The sequence below is a fragment of the Frankia sp. CgMI4 genome (assembly GCF_001756285.1).
GTDB lineage: Bacteria > Actinomycetota > Actinomycetes > Frankiales > Frankiaceae > Frankia > Frankia casuarinae.
Window position 1 is genome coordinate 174,391 of record NZ_MAQZ01000081.1, and the last position, 24,996, is coordinate 199,386.

The window sequence follows — 24,996 nt, forward strand, 5'->3', positions numbered from 1 at the left end:
GAGCATCGCTCCGGGCCTGTGGATGTGCGGCCGCGGATGGTCCTCGTCGCCGGGCGGTCAGGTGTCCGCGGCTGCGGCCTCCAGGTCCGCCCGGGTCAGGACGGGATGCAACGTCAGACCGAGCTCGGCGAGTCTCTCCCGGCCGCCCTCCTGCCGGTCGATCACACAGAGCACGTGTTCCACGACCGCTCCGGCATCCCGCAGTACCCGGGTCGCGTCGAGCACGGCACCACCGGAGGTGACCACGTCCTCGACGAGGGCGACGTGGCGTCCGGTGACGTCGCCGCCCTCCGCGATGCGTCGGGTGCCGTATTCTTTGGCCTTCTTCCGGACGAACCGGGCGGGCAGACCGGTGCGCTGGGAGAGCAGAGTCACGAGGGGCACTCCGCCGAGTTCGAGTCCGGCGAGGATCTCCGCGCCGGGCGGCACCAGTTCGGTGAGCCCGGCCACCACCGCAGCGAGCAGCGCCGGGTCGGCTTCGAAGAGGTACTTGTCRAAGTACTCGGTGCTTGTCCGGCCCGACCGGAGCAGGAATGTCCCGGTCAGCTGGGAAGCAGTCCGAACCTGGGCGGCCAGCGCCGCGTTGTCGTTCACGTCTGCTCACTCTAGGACCGGTTCCCCGCCGGGATGCCGGCCGTGGRCGGTCACCCATGGGCCGCCATGGCCGGGGCACTACCGTTGCCTCATGTCATCGGCTGAGGCGGAGCGCGCGGTCCCGCTGTTCGTCTACGGGACGCTGCTGTTCCCCGAGGTCGTGCGGGCGCTCATCGGACGCGTACCCGAGGTGGGGCCCGCCACGGTCACCGGCTGGCGGGCCGCCCGGCTGCGTGGTCGGCTCTATCCGGGCCTCGTGCCCACGGCCGAGGCGGACGGGCCGGATCGGGCCACCGCCGGCCTCGTCCTCCTGGGGCTTGCCGCACGGGAACGGGYGATCCTCGATGCCTTCGAAGGCGAGGCCTACGAGACCCGTCCGCTGCTCCTGACCGACGGGCTACCCGCCATGGCCTACCTTTGGCGTGATCTCGCCGAGGCGATGCCGGAGAACTGGGACGCCCGGGTCTTCGCCGAYCGTCATCTCACCGACTACGCCCTGCGGTGCGCCACCTGGCGGGCGGGGCTGGCCGATCCGGCACCCTAACCGCGAGCTGACCGCCTGACCGCGAGCCGCCGTTCAGCCGGTGGTGGGYGGCCGCGGACCCTCTTCGCGCCGGACGCCGCCCCCGGAGGTCACCCGGGTGCCACCGGTCTCGGTGAGGCSACCGACTCCGGCCTCACGCCCGGCGGAGACCCCGGCCTGGTCGCTCGGATACGGCTCCTCGTACCCGGCTCTGGCCCGAGGAGCATCGTAGGTGCACAGTACGTAGATGACGACTACGTCGATCGCGATGATGACGACGGACCAGACCGGGAACGCCGCAAGGAACGCCAGCTGCCCGATGGCGTTGATCGTCGCGATTGCGACCCCTCCCCAGCGGGCGGCCTCGTTACGGGCCGCGATGCCGAAGGCGATCAGTATCTCGACGACGCCGACCACGATCCACAACCAGCCCCAGAAGGTGGTGTCGGCGTAGATCACGCTGGTCCCGCCGTTGAGGTTGTTCACCACGACGGTGTAGTCGCGCAGGGACGCAATGCCGTAGATCAGGTTGTGGAAGCCGACGATGAACATGATGACGGCGGCGAAGGTGAGCCATCCGTTCAGCGGGCGTGCCACCCGTGTTCCTGCCATCTCATCCTCCCCGGTCGTACTCGCGGCGGATCGCTCTGCCCGCATGGTGCGGTCCGTCGTTGTTCGGTAGTCATACGACCACCTCTCCGCCGCGTAGGTGCGATACCCACGGTAGGCCGCCGTCACCCATCGTTGTGTCCGTCGGGCCGGAGGCGGTTCTCTCCGGCCCGGGACACGATCAGGGAGCGGTGCCGGCGCCACCCGCCACACCCACGCCACTCTTGCCGGTGCCGTTCTTGYCGGCCGGCAGTGTCGTGACCGCGTTCGTCGCCGCGCTMCARCGGARCTTGCCGAACTGAAAGGTGCTCTCCCGTCCGCCCGGGACCGAGTACTCGTCGGTGATCGGAAGCCCGAGGCTCGACGTCGTGCCACCGAGGCCCAGATAGGTCCGCAGGATGCGGCCGTGGACCTCGTGCGCGCCGATGGCCGGGTGCCAGTAGATCCAGCCACCCTGGAACTTCGCCTGAAGCGTCTCCGGGGCCGTGGCGTACTCGACACCGCTCACCGGCCGGCGCAGGAAGCTGTTCGTTCCGCCCAGCTCCAGGAACTTCGTCGCGATGGATCCGTGCAGGGCCTGTACGCCGGTCGCCACGGACCAGAAGGCCAGGCCGTTGGAGTAACGCTGCCAGCGACCGCCACCGCCGGCGGGCAGTTCGCTGTCGACGGGCGTCCCAACGGCCAGGCGGGTCAGCCCGGCGGTCGCGTACCACTTCTCGATCTCGCTGCGGGTGCCGTCGGCCTGTGCGGCGAGCGCGGTCAGCGTGCAGCACAGCACGTTCAGATCGACATTTCCCATGATCCCCGGGACATTTCCACTCGAGGTGTACTGCCACAGCGCCCACTTGGTCCAGCCGCCGGGCAGCCAGCCCGGGGTCGCCTTGTTGTTGTAGATGGCGAACCAGAACGGATACCGGGCGAAGCTGTGGTTGTCCGCCAGCTTCTTGGTCCAGAACGAGCGGTACGTGTAGAGGATGGGCGCCCGGCCGGTCTCGGTCTCGATCTTCTCGAGGAACGCCCGCGTCCAGGCGGCCAGCGCGGCGGGATCGAGTCCTCCGTCGTCCTCGAGGTCGAGCACGGGGGCCAGCTGCCCGGCGGCGCGGGTCAGCCCGCTCACCGTGATGAAGCGCTGTGCCTGGTCCACCGCGGTCGAGATCGGCCGCGCCGGCCGCGCGTAGTGATAGGCCCCGACCACCAGACCGGCTTTGGCGGCCGCGTCCCGGTCCGCGGCAAAGTACGGATTGGTGTAGTTCGGTCCTTCGGTGGCCTTAATGATCGCAAAGCTCAGGCCGGAGCCGCGCGCTGCGGTCCAGTCGATGGGGCCGCCGCCGGGATGCTGCCAGGAGGCCACGTCGATCCCCCGTGGCCAGGTCGGGGACGGCACCGCGCCCTGGGCGACTCCGGTGGTCGCGGTCAACGCCCCCGCGGTGATGGCCAGCGCCGCGATGCTCGTCACCCGCCGGGGGAGGGGGATTGGCAGCAGGGACGGGCGGGTGTCGACCCGCCGCCGCGTCGACCCCGGAGGAGGGCCGTGGCCTTCTTCATCCGGGTGGCCAGACGTGGGGGTGGTGGTCGGCAGGGTGGTGGTCGTAGGCACGGTGTCGCCGGCGGTGGGACCGGGCCGGACCTCGCGTGTCGTCGGATACCGGCTGGAACGGTGCATAGGACGCATGGGCAACCCTCGATGCTCGGGAGGCGATGCTGGGGAGGCTCGCCAGGCGGTTGGCCACGCCGGCAGCGGCGCACCAACGGGTGCTCCACACGCTAAGCATCGAAGAGATTACTTACAGCTATCAGTGTGAGTGGCGTCCAGGTAGGTCGCTACGGATAGTTGTTCCCGTCGGCAATCTCCGCATGTTTCGATGGAACGGAGTGAGGGTCGGGCGTACTGGCGTGTCATGGGGCGGACCTGGCGGTCAGGGCAGGGGGGTCGTTTCCGGCCGGCGTAGCGCCGACGGGGCCAGCGGGGGCCCTCACGCCGGTCGCCGGGAGGACCGGTCGCCGGGAGGACCGGCGGGTTCGGGGACGAAGTGGGTGAGGGGGTCACCCAACCCCGCCTGTCGTCGTGTAACCTGAGCTCCGCGGCCTCGCCCCTTTAGCTCAGTCGGCAGAGCGTCTCCATGGTAAGGAGAAGGTCTACGGTTCGATTCCGTAAAGGGGCTCCACGTTCCGCCTTCGGGTGGGTTCGTGTCCGGGGGGATGTCCGCCGGTCCTCCCGCGGGGTAAGATGTTGGTCGGGCCGCCGCAAGCAGGTGGACCATCCTAGCGGTGTAGCTCAGTCTGGCAGAGCAAGCGGCTCATAATCGCTGTGTCGCCGGTTCAAGTCCGGCCACCGCTACCAGCAGTGTGCGGCCTACCGCGGAGCCCGTGCGGGATCGCGGTTCGCCGCGCCGCCTGACCTGTTCAGCAACCGACTTAGGAAGAGGCATCACGCCGTGGCCGCCACTGACGTACGCCCGAAGATCAYGATGGCGTGTCAGGTGTGTAAGCACCGGAACTACATCACGCGCAAGAACCGTCGCAACGACCCGGACCGCCTCGAACTGAAGAAGTTCTGCCCGAACTGCGGCAAGCACACGGAGCACCGCGAGACGCGCTGACGTTGCTCCGGCGGCTGCCCATCGGCGCGTCCGGGCGCCCGTCCCCACCTGGACGGGCGGGGTCGCTGAATCCTCCGTGCACGTATCTACGTTCCGCACCGGTAGCCGGTCAGGGAAGTCCTTGGCCGGCTTCCTGGCATGCCAGCCAAGATTATCGACCGATGGCGGGCGATGTGGTAACCACGTAGAGACACCCTGGTCATCCCRCTGATGGCGCGATCGGAGTTGCGATGCCGCTCAATCAGGACTTCGTGGGACGAAGCTCGGTTTCCCCCGCCCCGTTCCAGGTCGGGCGCGAGCACATCCGGAGGTTCGCCGAAGCGATCGGGGACGACAACCCGCTGTACCACGATCTGGAGGCCGCGAAGGCCGCTGGTTATCCCGATCTCGTGGCTCCACCCACGTTCCTCATCACAGTGATCCCCGGAACCCTCGGGGTGCCCACCGACGATCCGGAGCTCGGCCTCGACTTCTCTCTGGTCGTCCACGGCGAGGAACGTTTCGTGTTGCTTCGGCCGGTGGTGGCCGGCGACGAGCTGATCTGCACCTCGACCCTGACCGGCATCCGGTCCGTGGGGACCAACGAGGTGCTMGTCGTCAACTACCAGTTCGCCACGATCTACGGAGAGCAGGTCGCCACCGGCGTGTGTGGGCTGGTCTCGCGCGGGACGGCTCCGCCGAGGCGCCAATGACACCTTTGCCGACAGGGTTGTCGGAGTCCCACCGGCCCCGCTCGGCTCCGGCGACCGCGCGTTGCGCACGTTCCGGGCGACCCCGGGCGTCCTCACGATCTGGAGAACGATGACCGCCACGGTGAGCTACGACGACGTCGAGGTCGGCACCGAGCTGCCGGAGCGACTTTTCCCGTTGCGTCGGGATGATCTTGTCCGGTATGCCGGTGCGTCCGGCGACTTCAACCCCATTCACTGGAGCGATCGGGCGGCCGCCGAGGCCGGCCTACCGGGAGTGCTGGCGCACGGCATGCTGACCATGGCGACGGCCGCGCGGTTGGTCACGGACTGGCTCGGGGACCCGGGCGCCGTGGTCGAGTTCGGGGTGAAGTTCTCCTCCCCGGTGATCGTGCCCGACGACGGCGCCGGCGCGACGGTGTCCGTGCGTGGCATGGTCGAGAAGAAGCTCGACGACAACCTGGTGGTGGTGAATCTCACCACCCGATGCGACGGAAAAAAGGTCTTGATGGCGGCCCGGGCGACCGTCCGGCTGCGCTGAGGCCTGCCGCGCGGCAGGTCCGGCCGCTGAGCCGCCCGGCGGCCTCAGGCCGCCTCGGCGAGCAGGGCGGAGAGGCGGCTGACTCCCTTGACGAGATCGTCGTCGCTCAGCGCGTAGGACAGCCGGGCGAAGCCGGGAGTGCCGAAGGCCTCACCCGGCACGATCGCGACCCCAGCCTCCTCGAGGATCAGCTGGCACAGATCCGCGGACGTGGTGGGGATACGGCCGCGCAGGGTGCGCCCGAGCACGTCCCGCACCGACGGATAGCAGTAGAACGCCCCGTCGGGCAGTGGGCAGCGGATCCCGGGCGTCTGCGACAGCAGGCGGTGCATCGTCTGCCGGCGGCGGTCGAAGGCGGTGCGCATCGTGGCGACCGCATCCAGCGGGCCGGCGACCGCGGCAAGCGCGGCGGCCTGGRCGACGTTCGAGACGTTCGACGTCGCGTGGGACTGGAGGTTGGTCGCGGCGGCTACGGCGTCCGCCGGCCCGACCAGCCAACCGACCCGCCATCCCGTCATCGCGTAGGTCTTCGCGACCCCGTTGACGATGATGCAGCGTTCGGCGAGCTCAGGTACCTCGGCGAGAACGGAGGCGAACCTTGTCTCGCCGTAGACCAGATGCTCGTAGATCTCGTCGCTGATGACCCAGATCCCGGCCTGCTCGGCCCACCGTCCGATCGCGCGGACCTCCTCGGGGGTGTGGACGGCGCCGGTCGGGTTCGACGGGGAGTTGAACAGCAGAACCTTGGTCCGCGGGGTGCGTGCCGCCTCCAGTTGTTCCACCGTCACCCGGTACCCGGCTTCCGGACCGGTGACGACGTCGACCGGGACACCCCCGGCCAGCCGGATCGACTCCGGGTAGGTCGTCCAGTACGGGGCGGGCAGGAGCACCTCGTCCCCCGGGTCGAGCAGCGTCGCGAACGCCGCGTAGACAGCCTGCTTGCCGCCGTTGGTCACCAGGACCTGGCTCGGCGAGACGATCACCCCCGAGTCTCGGGCGGTCTTCTCGGCGATGGCCTGCTTCAGCTCCGGCAGGCCCGCGGCCGGGCTGTAGCGGTGCATGCGGGGCTCACGGCATGCCTTCTCGGCGGCGGCGACGATGTGGTCCGGGGTTGGGAAGTCCGGCTCCCCGGCGCCGAACCCGATCACGTCGCGGCCCGCGGCGCGCATCGCCTTGGCGGTGGCGTCGACGGCGAGCGTTGCGGAGGGGGCGATTYCCCCGATGCGGTGCGAGATCCTGCTCATGGCCGCCATGCTGCCACGGCTGTCACACGCGTGTCGGATGCACGTCGGACRTACCGTGGGATCCGTCCGGACCCTCCGGCAACGGTCCTCCGGCCCGTCCGGCCGCATCCATTCGAACCTCCGTGACAGGCTGCCAGCCCCCTCGCCCCCCGCTACCCCCTCGACGCGATCGCCGTACGCGGAGTCCAGGCGGCAAAGGGGTATGCTMGATCCGCTCGGGTACCCATTCCGGTACATCGCCGTGCGGCTGGGCTATGCGCTACGTAGCGCATAGCCGGGGTATGGTGGCGTAGCGGTCGCAAGGATCCGGGTGTGTGTCTAGGGGCGTGGCTCAATTGGTAGAGCACCGGTCTCCAAAACCGGCGGTTGCAGGTTCGAGTCCTGTCGCCCCTGCGCTGTTCGACAGTTGGCTGGTTCGATGACGCTGGTTCGATGACGGAGTGGGTGGAGTTGAGTGGCGACCGATACCCGTGACGCGGCACCGCGCCCCAAGCGGGCTACGCGTRCCGCGGGTCGACGTCGGTATCGGCCACTTGTGTTCATCCGCGAGGTCATGGCGGAGTTGCGGAAGGTCGTCTACCCCGGGCGGAGTGAGCTGATCACCTATGTGCTGGTCGTGCTTGTCTTCGTCAGCGTGATGACGGCGTTCGTGGCTACCCTCGACTTCGGCCTCACGAAGGCGGTCCTCGCGATCTTCGGCTGACGGGTCCCACCGCCGGACAGRCCGGGGCCGAAGCAGGCGGTGGTCGCTGGAGCTGCCCATCGGCGAGCTGGCTGCCCGTCCGGCCCCACGCCCGCGCAGCGCCGCTTCGCGGGTCCACAGCAGCAKAAGTGTTCACGAGAGTAAGGATCGTCCGCGTGTCCCAGTCGCCCGAGCACGCCTCCTCCGAGCAGGGGGAGGCCCTCGCCCGTCTCGATCCCCTCGCGGCGTTCGAGCACGACGAGGTGGCGAGCACGGACGCCGGCGCCGAGCTCGGCGACGTCTACGCCACCGCCGAGGCCGATCCCACCGCCGAGGCCGATCCCACCCCCGAGGCCGATCCCACCCCCGAGGGTGCTTTCCCGGTCTCCCCGGCGGTCGGGACGGTGCCGCCGGCCCTGACCGACGACGATGCCGACGACGACGATGCCGACCTGCGGCGGGCGATCGAGGACGCGCCTGGCGAGTGGTACGTCGTGCACTCCTATGCGGGGTACGAGAACAAGGTCAAGACCAATCTCGAGACCCGGATCTCCAGCCTCAACATGGAGGACTACATCTTCCAGATCGAGGTGCCCACCGAGGAGGTCCCGGTGGTCAAGAACGGCAAGCGGCAGCTTGTCCAGCAGAAGAAGTACCCGGGTTAMATCTACGTCCGGATGGATCTGACCGATCAGTCGTGGTCGGCGGTCCGTAACACCCCGGGTGTGACCGGGTTCGTCGGGCTCACCAACCGGCCCTCCCCGCTGCGCCGGGAGGAGGTCCTCTCGATCCTCGCCCCGGTTGTGYCGAAGGAGAAGAAGGTCGAGACCGTCCGGGTGCAGGAGTTCGAGGTCGGCGAGTCCGTCACCGTCATGGACGGCCCCTTCGCCACGCTCCCGGCGACCATCAGCGAGATCAACCTCGACGCCCAGCGACTGAAGGTGCTGGTCTCGATCTTCGGTCGGGAGACGCCCGTCGAGCTGCAGTTCAATCAGGTCGCGAAGATCTGATCCGCTCCGTAGAACCCCGGTAGGAAGACGAGCACATGCCTCCCAAGAAGAAGAAGATCACTGCGATCATCAAGCTCCAGATCAACGCCGGCAAGGCCACCCCGGCGCCGCCGGTCGGCCCCGCGCTGGGTCAGCATGGCGTGAACATCATGGAGTTCTGCAAGCAGTACAACGCGGCGACCGAGTCGCAGGCCGGCAACGTCGTGCCGGTCGAGATCACCGTCTACGACGACCGGTCCTTCACCTTCGTCACGAAGACCCCGCCGGCCGCGCGGCTCATCCTCAAGGCCGCGGGCGTGGAGAAGGGCAGTGRCACCCCGCACCGGGACAAGGTTGCCAAGCTCACCACGGCGCAGATCCGCGAGATCGCCCAGACCAAGCTCCCGGACCTCAACGCCACCTCGATCGAGGCCGCCGAGAAGATCATCGCCGGCACCRCTCGATCCATGGGTATCACGGTCGGCGAGTAGTACGCCCTCGCGTTCCCCCCACCACCGGACCGACCAGTGGGAGGGCGGCCGGGCGCAGGTGCCGGGTGGACAGGATGTGTCCACGTCGCCGCGTCCCTTCGACGGCCGTCCGCCATCACCACGAGGAGACAGACAGTATGAAGCGCAGCAAGGCCTACCGTGCCGCGGCCGAGAAGATCAACCCGGAGAACTTCTACAGCCCGCTGGAGGCGGTCCGCCTCGCGCAGCAGACCTCGACGACGAAGTACGACGCGACGGTCGAGGTTGCGGTCCGGCTCGGGGTCGACCCTCGCAAGGCCGACCAGATGGTCCGTGGCACGGTCAACCTGCCGCACGGCACCGGGAAGTCCCCCCGCGTCGCTGTCTTCGCAGCCGGGGAGAAGGCCGCTGAGGCGAGCGCGGCCGGGGCCGACATCGTCGGTAGCGATGACCTGGTCGCCCGGATCCAGGAGGGCTTCCTGGAGTTCGACGCGACCGTCGCGACGCCCGATCAGATGGCGAAGGTTGGTCGGATCGCTCGGGTCCTGGGCCCCCGCGGCCTGATGCCGAACCCTAAGACCGGCACCGTGACGCTGGACATCGGCAAGGCCGTCTCCGACATCAAGGGCGGAAAGATCAACTTTCGGGTGGACAAGCAGGGTAACCTGCACATCGTCATCGGGAAGACGAACTTCACCGACACCCAGCTGATCGAGAACTACACGGTTGCCCTGGATGAGATCGTCCGGGTGAAGCCGTCCGCGGCCAAGGGCCGGTATCTGAAGAAGATCACCTTCACGACCACCATGGGCCCGGGTATCCCGGTCGACCCGAACCGCACCCGCAACCTTCTCGACGAGGGTGCCGCCGCCTGATCCGAGCCGTCCGGCGGCTCTCGCTCGTCCGGAGGCATCGCCGCACGAAGCCATGCGTGCGGCCGCCGGGCGAGCGAACAGGGGCGAGAACAGCGACGAACAGTCGCGTACACTGATATCCAGTTCCACACCGAAGACCGCTGGTTGCCGTCTCCGTTCCCGTCGAGGGCCACTCCTCGTCCGGTTCGACCGACGGCCGAAGGCCCCGGGTTCCCCGGGCGGCCCGCGCAGGTGACGGACGGGAAGTTCCGTGACGGATGCACGCAGCCGGGTGACACACCCGGTAGCGCCACCGCCGCCCTTCACGCCCCGTGCGCCTGCGCCGGGGCGTTCGTCATGTTCCAGGGGCGTTTCCGTATGACCAGCCGACACCCCGAAGGAGCCCCATGGCGAAAGCTGAGAAGACCGCCGCGGTGGCGGAGATCGTCGAGGAGTTCCGTGGCTCGACCGCTGCGGTGCTCACGGAGTACCGCGGTTTGACGGTGAGCCAGCTCACCGAGCTGCGGCGTGCCCTCGGCGAGGGCACGCGCTACTCCGTGGTCAAGAACACCCTGACCAAGATTGCGGCGGAGCAGGCCGGGGTCACCGGACTCGACGACCTGTTCGTCGGGCCGACCGCCGTCGCCTTCGTCAGCGGCGACCCGGTCGAGGCGGCCAAGGGCCTGCGCGACTTCGCTCGGGCGAACCCGGCACTGGTGCTCAAGGGCGGCTTCGTCGAGGGCAAGCCGATGACCGCCGACGAGATTCGCAAGCTTGCGGATCTTGAGTCCCGCGAGGTCCTGCTGGCGAAGCTGGCCGGGGCGATGAAGGGCACGCTGGCCGGGGCCGTCGGGCTCTTCGCCGCTCCGCTGTCCCAGGTGGCCCGGCTCGCCGAGGCGCTGCGCGAGCAGCGCGAAGGCCAGTCCGCCGGCGTCGCCGAGCAGCCGGCCGCCGAGGCTGCCGCCGAATAGCCGAGCGGCGCCACCATGGTGCCGCTCCGAGATCACAATCAGGTCGCTCGCAGTCACGAGCAGGCCACCCCGAATCAGGCATGACGAGGAAGGAACCGCCACCATGGCGAAGCTGTCGACCGAAGAGCTGCTGGACGCCTTCAAGGAACTGACCCTGCTGGAGCTCTCGGAGTTCGTGAAGCAGTTCGAGGAGACCTTCGGTGTCACCGCCGCGGCTCCGGTCGCCGTGGCCGCCGCTCCGGCCGCCGGTGGTGCGGGCGGCGAGGCGCCGGCCGCCGAGGAGCAGGACGAGTTCGACGTCATCCTTGAATCCGTCGGTGACAAGAAGATCCAGGTCATCAAGGAGGTCCGCGCGCTGACCAGCCTCGGGCTGAAGGAGGCCAAGGACCTCGTCGACGGGGCTCCGAAGCCAGTCCTGGAGAAGGTCGCCAAGGAGGCGGCGGACAAGGCGAAGGCGGCCCTCGAGGGCGCCGGCGCCACGGTCACCGTCAAGTAAGTACCGGCAGTCCGAGCAGTACTGGCAGCACCCCGCTGCCCTGGACGCCCCGTCCGGCGATGCCCGTCGCCGGACGGGGCGTCCCTTGCGGCCACCCGGCGTGGCCGTGGCGGACACCCCCGTGCCGGGGCACCCCTCTGCGGTGCCCCGGCACGTGCTGTCTGGAAGGCCCGAAAGGTCCACCGCAGGCGGCCCGATGCACAGATGGGCAGGTCGGGTCCGTTCGTGACGTTTTCCGAAGGGGGTTGACGGCCTCTGTGGATCGGAGTTCCATCAAGTTTGCGAACCCTCGTCGGGAGCGGATGCGGTGCGCTACGTCCTCCCTGCGTGGTCCCATCACGCAGGTCCTTGCCAGCGGTGTGCCCTTCGGCTACACTGCTAGTTTGCGCTGCCCTTCTCGTTGTATCGGCCTCGTCGACGTCGTGCCGTTGGTGATGGTCGGCCCTGTTCGGGGGCTGGTATGCACCGCGAGGCGGTYCCGGTTACGTGGTCCGGAGCGGTACTCGCGGTCAGTCCGGGACGATGTGGGGGCGCGCTGGTCGTGCCGGAGTGTGGCACGGCTGTAYGGCTGCCACACCGAGGACCCTGAGCGAGACCCTTGCCCATACACCGATCCGTTGTTCTCAGCGGACACTCGTGTCGCCGCGCGCACATGCCGTGGCGAGGCTTCCGCGTGCCCGTTGTCGGCTTGTCGGCCGCACATCCGCTACGCAGGACGCCCGGGGGTCGGCCTCCACGTCCCGCGGCCATCATCTCACCGGTGGGGCACCCCCCGCCGCCGTTCCTGACAACCGTAGCGAGACACTGATCACCTGACCATTCCCCGACGGATACTTGACGTCCGCGACGCCAGCYCGACGATCAGGCCACCGGAAGGACCACCTTGGCCGCCTCGCGCTCTTCCTCCCGCATCTCGTTCGCTAAGATCATCGAGCCCCTCGAGGTCCCGGATCTCCTTGCTCTTCAGACGCAGTCCTTCGATTGGCTGATCGGTAGTGACGCCTGGGCGGAGCGGGTGCWGGAGGCCATCGATTCCGGCCGTGACGACGTTCCGATCACCTCGGGTCTCGAGGAGGTCTTCAAGGAGATCTCCCCGATCGAGGACTTCTCCGGCTCGATGTCACTGTCCTTTCGGGACCACCGGTTCGAACCGCCCAAGTACTCCGTGGAGGAGTGCAAGGACAAGGACATGACCTTCTCGGCCCCGCTGTTCGTCACGGCCGAGTTCACCAACAACAACACCGGCGAGATCAAGAGCCAGACGGTGTTCATGGGTGACTTCCCGCTCATGACCCCGAAGGGCACCTTCGTCATCAACGGCACTGAGCGCGTGGTGGTCAGTCAGCTCGTGCGCTCTCCGGGGGTCTACTTCGAGCGCAGCCTCGACAAGGCTTCCGACAAGGACCTGTACTCCTGCAAGGTGATCCCCTCCCGGGGAGCCTGGCTGGAGTTCGAGATCGACAAGCGCGACACCGTGGGCGTGCGGATCGACCGCAAGCGCCGTCAGTCCGTCACGGTGCTGCTCAAGGCGCTCGGCTGGGACGAGGCCCRCATCCTCGAGCGGTTCGGTGACTTCCCGTCGATGCGGATCACCCTGGAGAAGGACCACACCGCCGGCCAGGACGATGCGCTGCTCGACATCTACCGCAAGCTGCGCCCGGGTGAGCCGCCGACACGGGAGTCGGCGCAGACCCTGCTGGAGAACMTCTTCTTCAACCCGAAGCGTTACGACCTCGCCAAGGTCGGTCGCTACAAGGTCAACAAGAAGCTTTCCCTGGGTGTTGCCCACGACGTCGGTGTCCTCACCGAGAACGACATCGTGCGCACGATCGAGTACGTCGTCAAGCTGCACGCGGGTGCCGACCCGGCCGAGTACGAGGTCGACGACATCGACCACTTCGGCAACCGGCGCATACGCACCGTCGGCGAGCTTATCCAGAACCAGGTCCGCCTCGGCCTGGCCCGGATGGAGCGTGTCGTCCGCGAGCGGATGACGACCCAGGACGTCGAGGCGATCACCCCGCAGACCCTGATCAACATCCGGCCGGTCGTCGCCTCCATCAAGGAGTTCTTCGGCACCAGCCAGCTCTCGCAGTTCATGGACCAGACCAACCCGCTCGCCGGTCTGACCCACAAGCGCCGCCTGAACGCGCTCGGCCCCGGTGGTCTGTCCCGGGAGCGGGCCGGCTTCGAGGTCCGTGACGTGCACCCCAGCCACTACGGCCGGATGTGCCCGATCGAGACGCCGGAAGGCCCGAACATCGGCCTGATCGGCTCRCTGTCGACGTTCGCGCGGGTCAACCCGTTCGGCTTCATCGAGACCCCGTACCGCAAGGTGGAGAACGGCCGGGTCACCGGCCAGATCGACTGGCTGACCGCGGACGAGGAGGACCGGCACGTCAAGGCGCAGGCGAACACCCCGCTGCGGCCCGACGGCTCGTTCGCGGAGGACCGTGTCCTGGTCCGCCGCAAGGGCGGTGAGGTCGAGTTCATCCCGCCGGACGAGGTCGACTACATGGACGTCTCGCCGCGGCAGATGGTGTCCGTGGCGACCGCGATGATCCCGTTCCTCGAGCATGACGACGCCAACCGCGCGCTGATGGGCTCCAACATGCAGCGCCAGTCGGTGCCGCTGCTGCGCTCCGAGGCGCCGCTGGTCGGCACCGGGATGGAGGCCCGCGCGGCCAAGGATGCCGGCGACGTGGTCGTCTGCGCCCAGGCGGGGGTGGTCGAGGATCTCTCGGCCGACTACATCACCGTCATGCACGACGACGGCACCCGGCGCACCTACCGGCTGGCGAAGTTTCGCCGGTCGAACCAGGGCACCTGCATCAACCAGAAGCCGATCGTGAACGAGGGCGACCGGGTCGGGGCCGGCCAGGTCATCGCGGACGGCCCGTGCACCGACAACGGTGAGATGGCGCTCGGCAAGAACCTGCTGGTCGCCTTCATGCCGTGGGAGGGGCACAACTACGAGGATGCGATCATCCTGTCCCAGCGTCTCGTCCAGGACGACGTGCTGTCCTCGATCCACATCGAGGAGCACGAGGTCGACGCCCGCGACACCAAGCTCGGCCCGGAGGAGATCACCCGGGACATCCCGAACGTCGCCGAGGAGGTTCTCGCCGACCTCGACGAGCGGGGGATCATCCGGATCGGCGCCGAGGTCTCGCCCGGCGACGTCCTGGTCGGCAAGGTCACGCCCAAGGGCGAGACCGAGCTGACCCCCGAGGAGCGCCTGTTGCGCGCGATCTTCGGGGAGAAGGCCCGGGAGGTCCGTGACACCTCGCTGAAGGTGCCGCACGGTGAGTCCGGCAAGGTCATCGGCGTGCGGGTGTTCTCCCGCGAGGACGGCGACGAGCTCCCGCCCGGGGTCAACGAGCTGGTCCGGGTCTACGTCGCCCAGAAGCGAAAGATCACCGACGGGGACAAGCTTGCCGGSCGGCACGGCAACAAGGGTGTCATCGCRAAGATCCTCCCGGCCGAGGACATGCCCTTCCTCGAGGACGGGACCCCGGTCGACGTCGTGCTCAACCCGCATGGTGTGCCTCGGCGGATGAACATCGGCCAGATCCTGGAGACCCACCTCGGGTGGGTGGCCAAGACCGGCTGGCAGGTCGACTCCGGCACCGAGGACTGGAAGGAGCGGCTGCGTGGCATCGGCGCGGACGCCGCCTCGGCCGGCACCAATGTGGCGACCCCCGTCTTCGACGGTGCCCGCGAGGAGGAGATCACCGGTCTGCTCGACTCCACCCTGCCCAACCGCGACGGCATCCAGCTGATCGGCTCCTCCGGCAAGGCCAAGCTGTTCGACGGCCGGACCGGTGAGCCGTACCCCTACCCGGTGGCGGTCGGCTACATCTACATCCTCAAGTTGCTGCACCTGGTCGACGACAAGATCCACGCTCGGTCGACCGGTCCCTACTCAATGATCACCCAGCAGCCCCTGGGTGGTAAGGCGCAGTTCGGTGGCCAGCGGTTCGGYGAGATGGAGGTGTGGGCGCTGGAGGCCTACGGCGCCGCCTACGCCCTGCAGGAACTACTGACCATCAAGTCCGACGACGTCGTGGGCCGGGTCAAGGTCTACGAGGCGATCGTCAAGGGCGAGAACATTCCGGAGCCCGGTATCCCGGAGTCGTTCAAGGTGCTCATCAAGGAGATGCAGTCGCTGTGCCTCAACGTCGAGGTGCTCTCCAGCGATGGCGTGCAGATCGAGATGCGTGACACCGACGAGGACGTCTTCCGTGCGGCGGAGGAACTCRGGATCGACCTGTCCCGGCGTGAGCCGAGCAGCGTCGAGGAGGTCTGACGGACGCCGGGGGTCCGACGCACCCGCCCTGATGGGCGGCGAGGCCCCCGGCGGCTCCATCCGACTCCAGCGTCCCGACCGAGAAAGAGAGAGCAGGCGACAGTCTTGCTGGACGTCAACTTCTTCGACGAACTGCGCATCGGTCTCGCCACCGCGGATGACATCCGCCAGTGGTCGCACGGTGAGGTCAAGAAGCCCGAGACGATCAACTACCGCACCCTGAAGCCGGAGAAGGACGGGCTCTTCTGCGAGAAGATCTTCGGTCCGACCCGGGACTGGGAGTGCTACTGCGGCAAGTACAAGCGGGTCCGGTTCAAGGGCATCATCTGTGAGCGCTGCGGCGTCGAGGTGACCCGGGCCAAGGTCCGCCGTGAGCGCATGGGCCACATCGAGCTGGCTGCGCCGGTCACCCACATCTGGTACTTCAAGGGTGTCCCGAGCCGCCTCGGCTACCTGCTGGACCTCGCGCCGAAGGACCTCGAGAAGGTCATCTACTTCGCCGCGTACATGATCACAAAGGTGGACACGGACGCCCGCCACCGCGATCTGCCGACCCTCGAGGCCCGCATCGGCGTCGAGAAGCAGCAGCTCGAGGACAAGAAGAACGCCGACGTGGAAGTCCGGCAGAAGCGGCTCGAGGCCGACCTCGCACAGCTCGAGGCCGAGGGCGCCAAGGGTGACGCGCGACGCAAGGTCCGCGAGTCGGCCGAGCGCGAGATGCGCCAGCTCCGGGACCGGGTGCAGCGTAAGATCGACGATCTCGACCGCGTCTTCGACCGGTTCAAGAACATGAAGGTCCAGGACCTGGAGCCGGACGAGCTGCTTTATCGCGAGCTGCGCGACCGCTTCGGTGCGTACTTCGACGGCGGTATGGGCGCCGAGGCGCTGCAGCGGCGGCTGGCCGACTTCGACCTGGCCGCCGAGGCCGAGTCGCTGCGCGAGACCATCCGCAGCGGCAAGGGCCAGAAGAAGGCCCGCGCGCTCAAGCGGCTCAAGGTCGTCTCCGCGTTCCTGAACACCCGCAACTCCCCGATGGGGATGGTGCTCGACTGCGTCCCGGTGATCCCACCCGATCTGCGCCCGATGGTGCAGCTCGATGGTGGCCGGTTCGCCACCTCGGACCTCAACGACCTGTACCGCCGGGTGATCAACCGGAACAACCGGTTGAAGCGGCTGCTCGACCTCGGCGCGCCCGAGATCATCGTCAACAACGAGAAGCGGATGCTGCAGGAGGCCGTCGACGCGCTGTTCGACAACGGCCGCCGCGGCCGGCCGGTCACCGGCCCGGGTAACCGCCCGCTGAAGTCGCTGTCCGACATGCTCAAGGGCAAGCAGGGCCGGTTCCGCCAGAACCTGCTGGGCAAGCGGGTCGACTACTCCGGCCGTTCGGTCATCGTCGTCGGTCCGCAGCTCAAGCTGCACCAGTGCGGTCTGCCCAAGCAGATGGCGCTGGAGCTGTTCAAGCCGTTCGTGATGAAGCGCCTGGTGGACCTCAACCACGCGCAGAACATCAAGTCGGCGAAGCGGATGGTCGAGCGGGCCCGCCCGGTCGTGTGGGACGTGCTCGAGGAGGTCATCACCGAGCACCCCGTGCTGCTCAACCGGGCGCCGACCCTGCACCGCCTCGGCATCCAGGCCTTCGAACCGCAGCTCGTCGAGGGCAAGGCCATCCAGATCCACCCGCTGGTCTGCACGGCGTTCAACGCCGACTTCGACGGTGACCAGATGGCGGTGCACCTGCCGCTGTCCGCCGAGGCGCAGGCCGAGGCGCGGATCCTGATGCTGTCGAGCAACAACATTCTCTCGCCCGCATCGGGCCGGCCGCTGGCGATGCCGAGCCTCGACATGGTGACCGGGGTGTTCCACCTGTCCCGCCTGGCCGAGGGGGCGCTCGGCGAGGGGCGGTCGTTCTCCAGCGTCGCCGAGGCGCAGATGGCCTTCGACGCCCGGGAGGTCGCCCTTCAGGCGAAGATCAGGGTGCGGTTGCGGGACACCACCCCGCCGTCGGACTGGGTCCCGCCCGCCGACTGGGTCACCGGGGACGTGTTCACCCTGGAGACCACGTTCGGTCGTTGCCTGCTCAACGAGGCGCTGCCGGAGGGCTACCCCTTCATCAACGCCCAGCTGAACAAGAAGGCCCAGGCCGCGATCGTCAACGACCTGGCCGAGCGGTACCCGAAGATCCAGGTAGCGGCGACCCTGGACGCCCTGAAGAGCGCCGGTTTCTACTGGGCCACCCGGTCCGGGGTCACCGTCGCGATCGAGGACGTCGTCGCGCCGCCGAACAAGGCCGAGATCCTCGACGACTACGAGCAGCGYGCCGACCGGGTCCAGAAGCAGTTCGACCGCGGCTTCCTGTCCGACGAGGAGCGCCRCAGCGAGCTGGTCCAGATCTGGACCGAGGCGACCAACAAGATCRCCGAGGCGATGGAGGAGAACTTCCCGGAGACCAACCCGGTCTACGTGCTGGTCAACTCCGGAGCCGCTGGAAACATGATGCAGATCCGGCAGCTCGCCGGCATGCGTGGTCTGGTCTCCAACCCGAAAGGTGAGATCATCCCGCGGCCGATCAAGGCGAACTTCCGCGAGGGCCTGACCGTGCTGGAGTACTTCATCTCCACCCACGGTGCCCGTAAGGGACTCGCCGACACCGCCCTGCGCACCGCGGACTCGGGGTACCTGACCCGGCGGCTCGTCGACGTCAGCCAGGATGTCATCGTCCGCGAGGAGGACTGCGGCACCGAGCGCGGCATCCTCACTCGGATCGCCCGCAAGGGCGCCGACGGGGTGCTGGTCCGGGACCGGTATGCCGAGACCTCGGCGTACGCGCGGACGCTGGCCTCCGACGCGATCGACGCGAACGGCGAGGTCATCGTGCCCGCCGGCACCGACGCCGGGGACGTCGCGATCAGCCAGATCATCGAGGCCGGCATCGAGCAGGTGCGGGTCCGCTCGGCGCTGACCTGCGAGTCCCGGATGGGGGTGTGCGCCCAGTGCTACGGGCGCTCGCTCGCCACCGGCAAGCTGGTTGACGTCGGTGAGGCCGTCGGCATCGTCGCCGCGCAGTCCATCGGTGAGCCCGGCACCCAGCTGACGATGCGTACCTTCCACAGCGGTGGCGTCGCCGGCGACGACATCACCCAGGGTCTGCCGCGTGTCGTCGAGCTGTTCGAGGCGCGCAGCCCGAAGGGCAAGGCCCCCATCACCGAGGTCTCCGGCCGGGTGAAGATCGAGGAGACCGAGAAGACCTTCAAGGTCGTGGTGGTGCCGGACGACGGCAGCGACGAGATCGCCTACCCGGTCTCGCGGCGTTCGCGCCTGCGGGTCCGCGAGGGCGACCACATCGAGGTCGGCAGCCAGATTGTCGACGGTGCCGTCGACCCGCACGAGGTGTTGCGCATCCTCGGRCCGCGCCAGGTCCAGCTCCACCTGGTGGACCAGGTCCAGGAGGTCTACCGGTCGCAGGGTGTGTCGATCCACGACAAGMACATCGAAATCATCATCCGCCAGATGCTCAAGCGGGTGAACGTTCTCGAGTCGGGCGACACCACCCTGCTGCCCGGTGAGCTCTGCGAGCGGRCCCGGTTCGAGGCGGAGAACCGTCGGGTGGTGGAAACCGGTGGCCAGCCGGCCTCGGCCCGCCCGGTCCTCATGGGGATCACCAAGGCGTCGCTGGCGACCGAGTCGTGGCTGTCGGCGGCCTCCTTCCAGGAGACGACTCGGGTGCTCACCGACGCGGCGATCAACGCCCGGTCGGACTCGCTCGTCGGCCTGAAGGAGAACGTCATCATCGGAAAGCTCATCCCGGCCGGCACCGGGATCTCCCGGTACCGCAACATCCGGGTCGAGCCGACCGAGGAGGCACGTGCGGCGATGTACTCCGTCGGTGCCTACGAGGACGGCAGCGTCGAGTACGGTGCGTTCGGCACGGGCTCCGGCCAGGCGGTCCCGCTGGACGAGTTCGACTACCGCAGCTCGGGAGACTTCCGCTGAGCAGGTCGCGCGTAAGCAGGTCGCGAGGCTGACCGAGCGGAGCTGACCAGAGCCCGACCGAAGCCCGATCGATCAGGACCGGCCCGGCGCCCTCACCAGGGTGCCGGGCCGGTTGCGCGTCCAGGTCCGAAGCCCGCTGGTGGGACAGCGCGCAGAGGCGAAAATCGGCAGGACAGGGGCAGGTACATGCGGTGGCGGTGGAAGGTGGCGGCGGCGTGATTCTGACCGGCGACCACGACGACCTGAGTCGGTTRGCCGGCGCCTTATCGGACAGTGGTCATCGAAGCGCTCCCCKGCAGTGGACGTGACCGGGGCTGACCGCGAGTGGACCGAGATTCGCCGGGAACGAATGATCTACGAGGATGAGGCCATTCTCGTGCTCGACAAACCCGTCGGCATCTCGGTCATGGGAGRGCGGCACGACACCGATCTCGTCACCCTCGCCGGGGATGACGGCGAGGAGCTGTTCCCGGTGCACCGCATCGACAAGGTCACCTCGGGCCTGGTGCTCTTCGCCCGGCAGTTGCGGTTCCACGGTGATCTCACCCGGCAGTTCCAGCGCCGCACGGTGGACAAGCGCTACCTCGTCCTGACCCGCACCCGCGGACTGCCCGCCTCGGGGACCGTCGACCTGCCGCTGAGTGTGGGGCGCAAGAGTCGGGTCCGGGTGGCGGCGAACCGGGCCGACATCATGGCCGACCTGGCGGAGGTGGCCCCCTTGGCGGAGGTGGCCGACCTGGGGGAGGTGGCCCCCTTGGCGGAGGTGGCCCCCTTGGCGGAGGTGGCCGACCTGGGGGAGGCGGCCCCCTTGGCGGAGGTGGCCGACCTGGGGGAGGCGGCCCCCTTGGCGGAGGCGGCCCGGGCAGAGGTTGGCCCGACCGGCGCCGGCGCCGGCGTCGGACGCTGGACGGTTCCGCCCGCCGCGGTGTTTCCCCACGTCCGGACATACCCGTCCGTCACGACCTTCATCCGGGTGTGGGAGGGCGGTGAGTACACCCTGCTCGCGGTCACGCCGGTCAGCGGGCGGCGCCACCAGATCCGGGTGCATCTGGCCTGGATCGGGCACCCGATCGAGGGCGATCCGCTGTTCGGCCGCGATGCCACCGCCCGCACCCTGCTGCACTCGTGGCGGCTCGCCTTCGATGCGGCTTGGGCCGGCGGCTCCCGCATCGAGGTCGAGGCGCCCCCCGGAGCCGACTTCTGGGCCCCGGTAYGCACGCATCTGCCGGCCGGCCTGGCGGCGACCCTCCTCGGAAACGTGGCGGGTGGGTCAGGAATAGGCGGTTTCGCGTAGCTCGCCGTAGACCCGGACCAGGTCGGGCAGCTGGTAGTGCGCGTTCAGGCCGCTCGGATTGGGCAGGAGCCAGACGCCGGCGGATCCCAGGGTCTCCGCCTGGCGGCCGACCTTCGCGCCGCGGCGTCCGAACCCGATCCGGTAGGCGGCCAAGCCGAGGAAGGCCACCCACCGGGGTGCGACCCGTTCGACGAGTTCGGTGAGCCGGGGCACGCCGGCGCGGACCTCGTCATCGCTGATCTCGTCGGCGCGCGCGGTGGAGCGGTGGACGAGATTGGTGATGCTGATGCCCCGGCGGACCAGTTCGTCGGTCTCGCTGGGATGCAACCGGCGTGGGGTGAAGCCGGCGAGGTGCAGCACCGGCCACAGCCGGTTGCTCGGCGTGCCGAAGTGAAAGCCGGTGGCCCCGGACTCGAGGGACGGGTTGATCCCRCAGAGCAGCACGACGGTGGCCGGGGCGACCAGGTCCGGGACGGTGGTCCCGTAGGCCGCGAGCAGCGCGTCCCGGCTCGGCCGGCGTCGGGTGGGGGCGGCCGCGAATCGTGCGCCGGCTGCGTCAGACATGTCCTCGCGGGCCCTCCGATGCCGGTATCGTGCTGTCCCGTACAGCGTGCCAGTAGGTACAGCGTGCCAGTACGGGGGGCCGTGYTGGTGCCCGCCTGTGCCGCCCGTCGAGTGCGTACGCCCGTCGAGTGCATAGTGCGCGTGGGGTCTGCGTGGGATTTCGCCRGACACCCCCGTTCGACATCTGGCGCGGGCGTGGAGTACTGTTGAGCCCTGTGGTCGGAGTCCACGTGGCTCCGGCGTGCGTCCTGCACTTCGATGTGGCGCCGTGGTGCTCGCTAGGTTGACGTAAAGTCACTGTTCGGGTATCCGTCGGCGACTGTCGAGCTCGGTTCCGCAAAGCGGACGGGCGGGCTGGCGTGCTCCTCACCGGAACTGGATCATCGCATCGAGGTTTCGGTCGAATGGCGCGACACGCCCGACCGCGTGGGTCGGAGAAGCCGCTCGAGGACACTCCGGTGGATCGGGTGCGGACCACAGCAGCAGGTAGGCCGGCGTACCGGTCTGGTTGCCCAAGGCAGTACGACGAGGCGTGACAGGAACGGGAGCGGCGTTGCCCACGATCCAGYAGCTGGTCCRCAAGGGCCGGYAGGACAAGGTCGAGAAGACCAAGACCCCGGCACTCAAGGGAAGCCCTCAGCGTCGTGGTGTGTGCACCCGCGTCTACACGACCACCCCGAAGAAGCCGAACTCGGCCCTGCGCAAGGTGGCCCGGGTCCGGTTGAACAGCGGGATCGAAGTCACCGCCTACATCCCCGGGGTCGGCCACAACCTGCAGGAGCACTCGATCGTCCTGGTTCGCGGTGGCCGAGTGAAGGATCTTCCGGGTGTCCGGTACAAGATCGTCCGAGGCGCTCTCGACACGCAGGGCGTCCGTAACCGTAAGCAGGCTCGTAGCCGCTACGGCGCGAAGAAGGAGAAGGGCTGATGCCGCGCAAGGGGCCTGCGCCCAAGCACACCGTGGTGGTCGACCCGGTGTACGGGTCGCCGCTGGTGACCGCGCTGGTGAACAAGGTGCTGTTGAGCGGTAAGAAGTCGGTCGCGGAGCGCATCGTGTACGGCGCACTCGAGGGTGCGAAGAACAAGRCCGGCAACGACCCGGTCGTCACGCTCAAGCGCGCGCTGGACAACGTCAAGCCGACGCTGGAGGTGCGCAGCCGCCGGGTGGGTGGTGCCACCTACCAGGTTCCGGTCGAGGTTCGCGCCGGCCRGAGCACTACCCTCGCGCTGCGCTGGATCGTCGGCTACTCCCGGGCTCGTCGCGAGAAGACGATGACCGAGCGGCTGATGAACGAGCTCATCGACGCAAGCAACGGCCTCGGCGCCAGCGTGAAGCGCCRGGAGGACACCCACAAGATGGCGGAGTCCAACAAGGCCTTCGCCCACTACCGCTGGTGATCCGACATGCCATCTGACGTACGTTCCTTGCTGGCCGGGACCCGCAACATCGGGATCATGGCCCACATCGACGCGGGCAAGACCACCACCACCGAGCGCATCCTCTTCTACACCGGTGTGAACTACAAGATCGGTRAGGTCCACGAGGGCGGCGCCACGATGGACTGGATGGAGCAGGAGCAGGAGCGGGGGATCACCATCACCTCCGCGGYCACCACCTGTCTCTGGCGCGACCACACCATCAACATCATCGATACCCCCGGCCATGTCGACTTCACCGTCGAGGTGGAGCGCTCGCTGCGGGTCCTTGACGGTGCGGTCGCGGTCTTCGACGCGGTCGCCGGAGTCGAGCCGCAGAGCGAGACGGTCTGGAAGCAGGCCGACCGTTACAACGTCCCGCGTATCGCCTTCGTCAACAAGATGGACCGGGTCGGTGCCGAGTTCCACCGCTGCGTGGAGATGATGATCGACCGGCTCGACGCGACGCCGGCCGTGATCCAGCTCCCGTGGGGCGTGGAGGCCGACTTCCGCGGTGTCATCGACCTGGTCCGCATGAAGGGCCTCCTCTGGAAGACCGAGGACAAGGGCGCCTCTTACGAGACCGTCGACATCCCGCGGGATCACCTTGAGGCCGCGCAGGAGTGGCGCGACAAGCTCCTCGAGACCGTCGCTGAGAACGACGACGAGCTCATGGAGCTCTACCTCGAGGGTGAGGAGCCCTCCACGGAGCAGCTCGTCGCAGCCCTGCGCCGCGCGACCCTGGCGAGCAAGGTCAACCCGGTGCTGTGCGGTTCGGCGTTCAAGAACAAGGGCGTCCAGCCCATGCTCGACGCCGTCGTCGACTTCCTGCCGAACCCGCTGGACATCGGCGCCACCGTCGGCCATGCGGTCGGTGACGAGGAGACCGAGGTCCGCCGGGAGCCGAGCGAGGACGAGCCGTTTTCCGCGCTCGCCTTCAAGATCATGAGTGACCCGTACGTGGGTAAGCTGACCTACATCCGGGTGTACTCCGGCAAGCTGACTGGTGGTTCGCCGGTGCTGAACTCGACGAAGGACCGCAAGGAGCGTGTCGGCCGCATCCTGCAGATGCACGCCAACCACCGGGAGGACCGGGAGGGCGTCGGCGCGGGACAGATCGTGGCCGTGGTGGGGCTGAAGAACACCACCACGGGTGACACGCTCTGCGACCCGAACGCCCCGGTGATCCTGGAGTCGATGACGTTCCCGGCGCCGGTCATCCACGTCGCGATCGAGCCGAAGACCAAGGCCGACCAGCAGAAGCTGGGCACCGCCATCCAGCGGCTCGCCGAGGAGGACCCGACCTTCCAGGTCCGCACCGACGAGGAGACCGGTCAGACGATCATCGCCGGCATGGGCGAGCTGCACTTGGATGTGCTGGTCGACCGGATGCGCCGCGAGTTCGGTGTCGAGGCGAACGTCGGCAAGCCGCAGGTGGCCTACCGGGAGACGATCCGCCGCAAGGTGGAGAAGGTCGACTACACCCACAAGAAGCAGACGGGTGGATCCGGCCAGTACGCCCGGGTGATCATCAACCTGGAGCCCTCCGGCGGCGACGGCGGTGGCTACGAGTTCGAGAACAAGGTCACGGGTGGTCGCATCCCCCGGGAGTACATCCCCTCGGTGGATGCGGGCTGCCAGGAGGCCATGGAGTTCGGCGTGCTCGCCGGCTATCCGCTGGTGGACGTCAAGGTCACCCTGCTCGACGGCCAGTTCCATGACGTCGACTCGTCCGAACTCGCATTCAAGATCGCCGGTTCGATGGCGTTCAAGGACGCGGCCCGCAAGGCCGACCCGGTGCTGCTCGAGCCCCTGATGGCCGTCGAGGTCACCACCCCCGAGGACCACATGGGTGACGTGATCGGCGACCTGAACTCCCGCCGTGGGCAGATCCAGGCGATGGAGGAGCGGGGGGGCTCCCGGATCGTACGGGCGCTGGTGCCACTGTCGGAGATGTTCGGCTACGTTGGTGATCTTCGCTCGAAGACCTCCGGCCGGGCGAGCTACTCCATGCAGTTCGACTCCTACGCCGAGGTTCCCGCGAACGTCGCCAAGGAGATCATCGCCAAGGCCCGGGGAGAGTGAGCGCCCTCACGGCGTGAGCAATACCCCTACCTGACTACACAGCACGACACCACCCGTCCTTGGAGGGACACCC

At 68.3% G+C, this 24,996-nt stretch carries 21 protein-coding genes and 3 tRNA genes; 19 read left to right on the top strand and 5 right to left on the bottom strand.

Going from position 1 to position 24,996, the window contains the following annotated elements:
* Positions 1 to 57: 57 nt before the first annotated feature.
* Positions 58 to 594: an orotate phosphoribosyltransferase gene (gene pyrE, locus Manayef4_RS14770; protein ID WP_011435019.1), complete on the bottom strand. Its 537-nt coding sequence runs from the start codon at positions 592 to 594 to the stop codon at positions 58 to 60.
* A 91-nt stretch (positions 595 to 685) separates the two neighbouring features.
* Here pyrE and Manayef4_RS14775 point away from each other — a divergent pair, with 91 nt between their 5' ends.
* Positions 686 to 1,138: a gamma-glutamylcyclotransferase family protein gene (locus tag Manayef4_RS14775; protein ID WP_070131960.1), complete on the top strand. Its 453-nt coding sequence runs from the start codon at positions 686 to 688 to the stop codon at positions 1,136 to 1,138.
* A gap of 33 nt (positions 1,139 to 1,171) precedes the next feature.
* Here Manayef4_RS14775 and Manayef4_RS14780 read toward each other — a convergent pair whose 3' ends face one another.
* Positions 1,172 to 1,729, bottom strand: a complete 558-nt coding sequence (locus tag Manayef4_RS14780; protein WP_070132031.1) for a hypothetical protein — start codon at positions 1,727 to 1,729, stop codon at positions 1,172 to 1,174.
* 178 nt (positions 1,730 to 1,907) lie between these two features.
* Positions 1,908 to 3,398 carry a GH25 family lysozyme gene (locus tag Manayef4_RS14785; RefSeq protein WP_070131961.1) on the bottom strand — a complete coding sequence of 497 codons (1,491 nt, stop codon included), beginning with the start codon at positions 3,396 to 3,398 and terminating at the stop codon, positions 1,908 to 1,910.
* Positions 3,399 to 3,815: 417 nt separating this feature from the next.
* Between Manayef4_RS14785 and Manayef4_RS14790 the strand changes: the two genes are divergently transcribed.
* The 5 genes from Manayef4_RS14790 (at position 3,816) to Manayef4_RS14810 (ending at position 5,556) form a co-directional block, all read left to right on the top strand.
* Positions 3,816 to 3,891: transfer RNA gene (locus Manayef4_RS14790), tRNA-Thr, on the top strand.
* Positions 3,892 to 3,990: 99 nt separating this feature from the next.
* Positions 3,991 to 4,067: transfer RNA gene (locus tag Manayef4_RS14795), tRNA-Met, on the top strand.
* A gap of 127 nt (positions 4,068 to 4,194) precedes the next feature.
* Positions 4,195 to 4,326, top strand: coding sequence for a 50S ribosomal protein L33 (rpmG, locus tag Manayef4_RS14800; protein ID WP_070131962.1), 132 nt, complete (start codon positions 4,195 to 4,197; stop codon positions 4,324 to 4,326).
* Positions 4,327 to 4,556: 230 nt separating this feature from the next.
* Positions 4,557 to 5,018 carry a MaoC family dehydratase N-terminal domain-containing protein gene (locus Manayef4_RS14805; RefSeq protein ID WP_011435023.1) on the top strand — a complete coding sequence of 154 codons (462 nt, stop codon included), beginning with the start codon at positions 4,557 to 4,559 and terminating at the stop codon, positions 5,016 to 5,018.
* 109 nt (positions 5,019 to 5,127) lie between these two features.
* Positions 5,128 to 5,556, top strand: coding sequence for a MaoC family dehydratase (locus Manayef4_RS14810; protein WP_011435024.1), 429 nt, complete (start codon positions 5,128 to 5,130; stop codon positions 5,554 to 5,556).
* Between the two features lie 44 nt (positions 5,557 to 5,600).
* Here Manayef4_RS14810 and Manayef4_RS14815 read toward each other — a convergent pair whose 3' ends face one another.
* Positions 5,601 to 6,809, bottom strand: a complete 1,209-nt coding sequence (locus Manayef4_RS14815; protein WP_070131963.1) for a pyridoxal phosphate-dependent aminotransferase — start codon at positions 6,807 to 6,809, stop codon at positions 5,601 to 5,603.
* 311 nt (positions 6,810 to 7,120) lie between these two features.
* On the opposite strand from Manayef4_RS14815, the gene Manayef4_RS14820 reads away from it, so the two are divergent.
* The 10 genes from Manayef4_RS14820 to Manayef4_RS14865 all read left to right on the top strand — a co-directional run bounded on the left by Manayef4_RS14820 (position 7,121) and on the right by Manayef4_RS14865 (position 20,858).
* Positions 7,121 to 7,193, top strand: a tRNA-Trp gene (locus Manayef4_RS14820).
* A 61-nt stretch (positions 7,194 to 7,254) separates the two neighbouring features.
* A complete protein-coding gene (gene secE, locus Manayef4_RS14825; protein WP_070131964.1) occupies positions 7,255 to 7,503 on the top strand; it encodes a preprotein translocase subunit SecE in 249 nt (82 codons plus the stop codon).
* Between the two features lie 155 nt (positions 7,504 to 7,658).
* Positions 7,659 to 8,492, top strand: a complete 834-nt coding sequence (gene nusG / locus Manayef4_RS14830; protein ID WP_070131965.1) for a transcription termination/antitermination protein NusG — start codon at positions 7,659 to 7,661, stop codon at positions 8,490 to 8,492.
* 35 nt (positions 8,493 to 8,527) lie between these two features.
* Positions 8,528 to 8,962, top strand: coding sequence for a 50S ribosomal protein L11 (gene rplK, locus Manayef4_RS14835; protein WP_070131966.1), 435 nt, complete (start codon positions 8,528 to 8,530; stop codon positions 8,960 to 8,962).
* Between the two features lie 137 nt (positions 8,963 to 9,099).
* Positions 9,100 to 9,816: a 50S ribosomal protein L1 gene (rplA, locus tag Manayef4_RS14840; RefSeq protein WP_070131967.1), complete on the top strand. Its 717-nt coding sequence runs from the start codon at positions 9,100 to 9,102 to the stop codon at positions 9,814 to 9,816.
* A 386-nt stretch (positions 9,817 to 10,202) separates the two neighbouring features.
* A complete protein-coding gene (gene rplJ, locus Manayef4_RS14845; protein ID WP_011435030.1) occupies positions 10,203 to 10,766 on the top strand; it encodes a 50S ribosomal protein L10 in 564 nt (187 codons plus the stop codon).
* Positions 10,767 to 10,869: 103 nt separating this feature from the next.
* Complete coding sequence (rplL, locus tag Manayef4_RS14850; protein WP_011435031.1) at positions 10,870 to 11,262, top strand: 50S ribosomal protein L7/L12; 393 nt, start codon at positions 10,870 to 10,872, stop codon at positions 11,260 to 11,262.
* An 883-nt stretch (positions 11,263 to 12,145) separates the two neighbouring features.
* Positions 12,146 to 15,571, top strand: a complete 3,426-nt coding sequence (gene rpoB / locus Manayef4_RS14855) for a DNA-directed RNA polymerase subunit beta (protein WP_070131968.1) — start codon at positions 12,146 to 12,148, stop codon at positions 15,569 to 15,571.
* A gap of 105 nt (positions 15,572 to 15,676) precedes the next feature.
* On the top strand, positions 15,677 to 19,564 hold the full coding sequence (locus Manayef4_RS14860; protein WP_070131969.1) for a DNA-directed RNA polymerase subunit beta': 3,888 nt from the start codon (positions 15,677 to 15,679) through the stop codon (positions 19,562 to 19,564).
* Between the two features lie 349 nt (positions 19,565 to 19,913).
* Positions 19,914 to 20,858, top strand: coding sequence for an RNA pseudouridine synthase (locus tag Manayef4_RS14865; RefSeq protein WP_070132032.1), 945 nt, complete (start codon positions 19,914 to 19,916; stop codon positions 20,856 to 20,858).
* Here Manayef4_RS14865 and mug read toward each other — a convergent pair.
* Positions 20,835 to 21,422 carry a G/U mismatch-specific DNA glycosylase gene (gene mug, locus Manayef4_RS14870; RefSeq protein WP_011435035.1) on the bottom strand — a complete coding sequence of 196 codons (588 nt, stop codon included), beginning with the start codon at positions 21,420 to 21,422 and terminating at the stop codon, positions 20,835 to 20,837. The genes Manayef4_RS14865 and mug overlap by 24 nt on opposite strands.
* Before the next feature lie 553 nt (positions 21,423 to 21,975).
* Here mug and rpsL point away from each other — a divergent pair.
* Genes rpsL through fusA form a run of 3 tightly spaced genes read left to right on the top strand, consistent with a single transcriptional unit; the run spans position 21,976 to position 24,923 of the window.
* Positions 21,976 to 22,350, top strand: a complete 375-nt coding sequence (rpsL, locus tag Manayef4_RS14875) for a 30S ribosomal protein S12 (protein WP_070131970.1) — start codon at positions 21,976 to 21,978, stop codon at positions 22,348 to 22,350.
* Positions 22,350 to 22,820: a 30S ribosomal protein S7 gene (gene rpsG / locus Manayef4_RS14880; RefSeq protein WP_070131971.1), complete on the top strand. Its 471-nt coding sequence runs from the start codon at positions 22,350 to 22,352 to the stop codon at positions 22,818 to 22,820. The genes rpsL and rpsG overlap by 1 nt, the downstream gene beginning before the upstream one ends.
* Before the next feature lie 6 nt (positions 22,821 to 22,826).
* Entirely contained in the window at positions 22,827 to 24,923 is a 2,097-nt protein-coding gene (gene fusA, locus Manayef4_RS14885; RefSeq protein WP_070131972.1) for an elongation factor G, read from the top strand.
* Positions 24,924 to 24,996 lie beyond the last annotated feature (73 nt).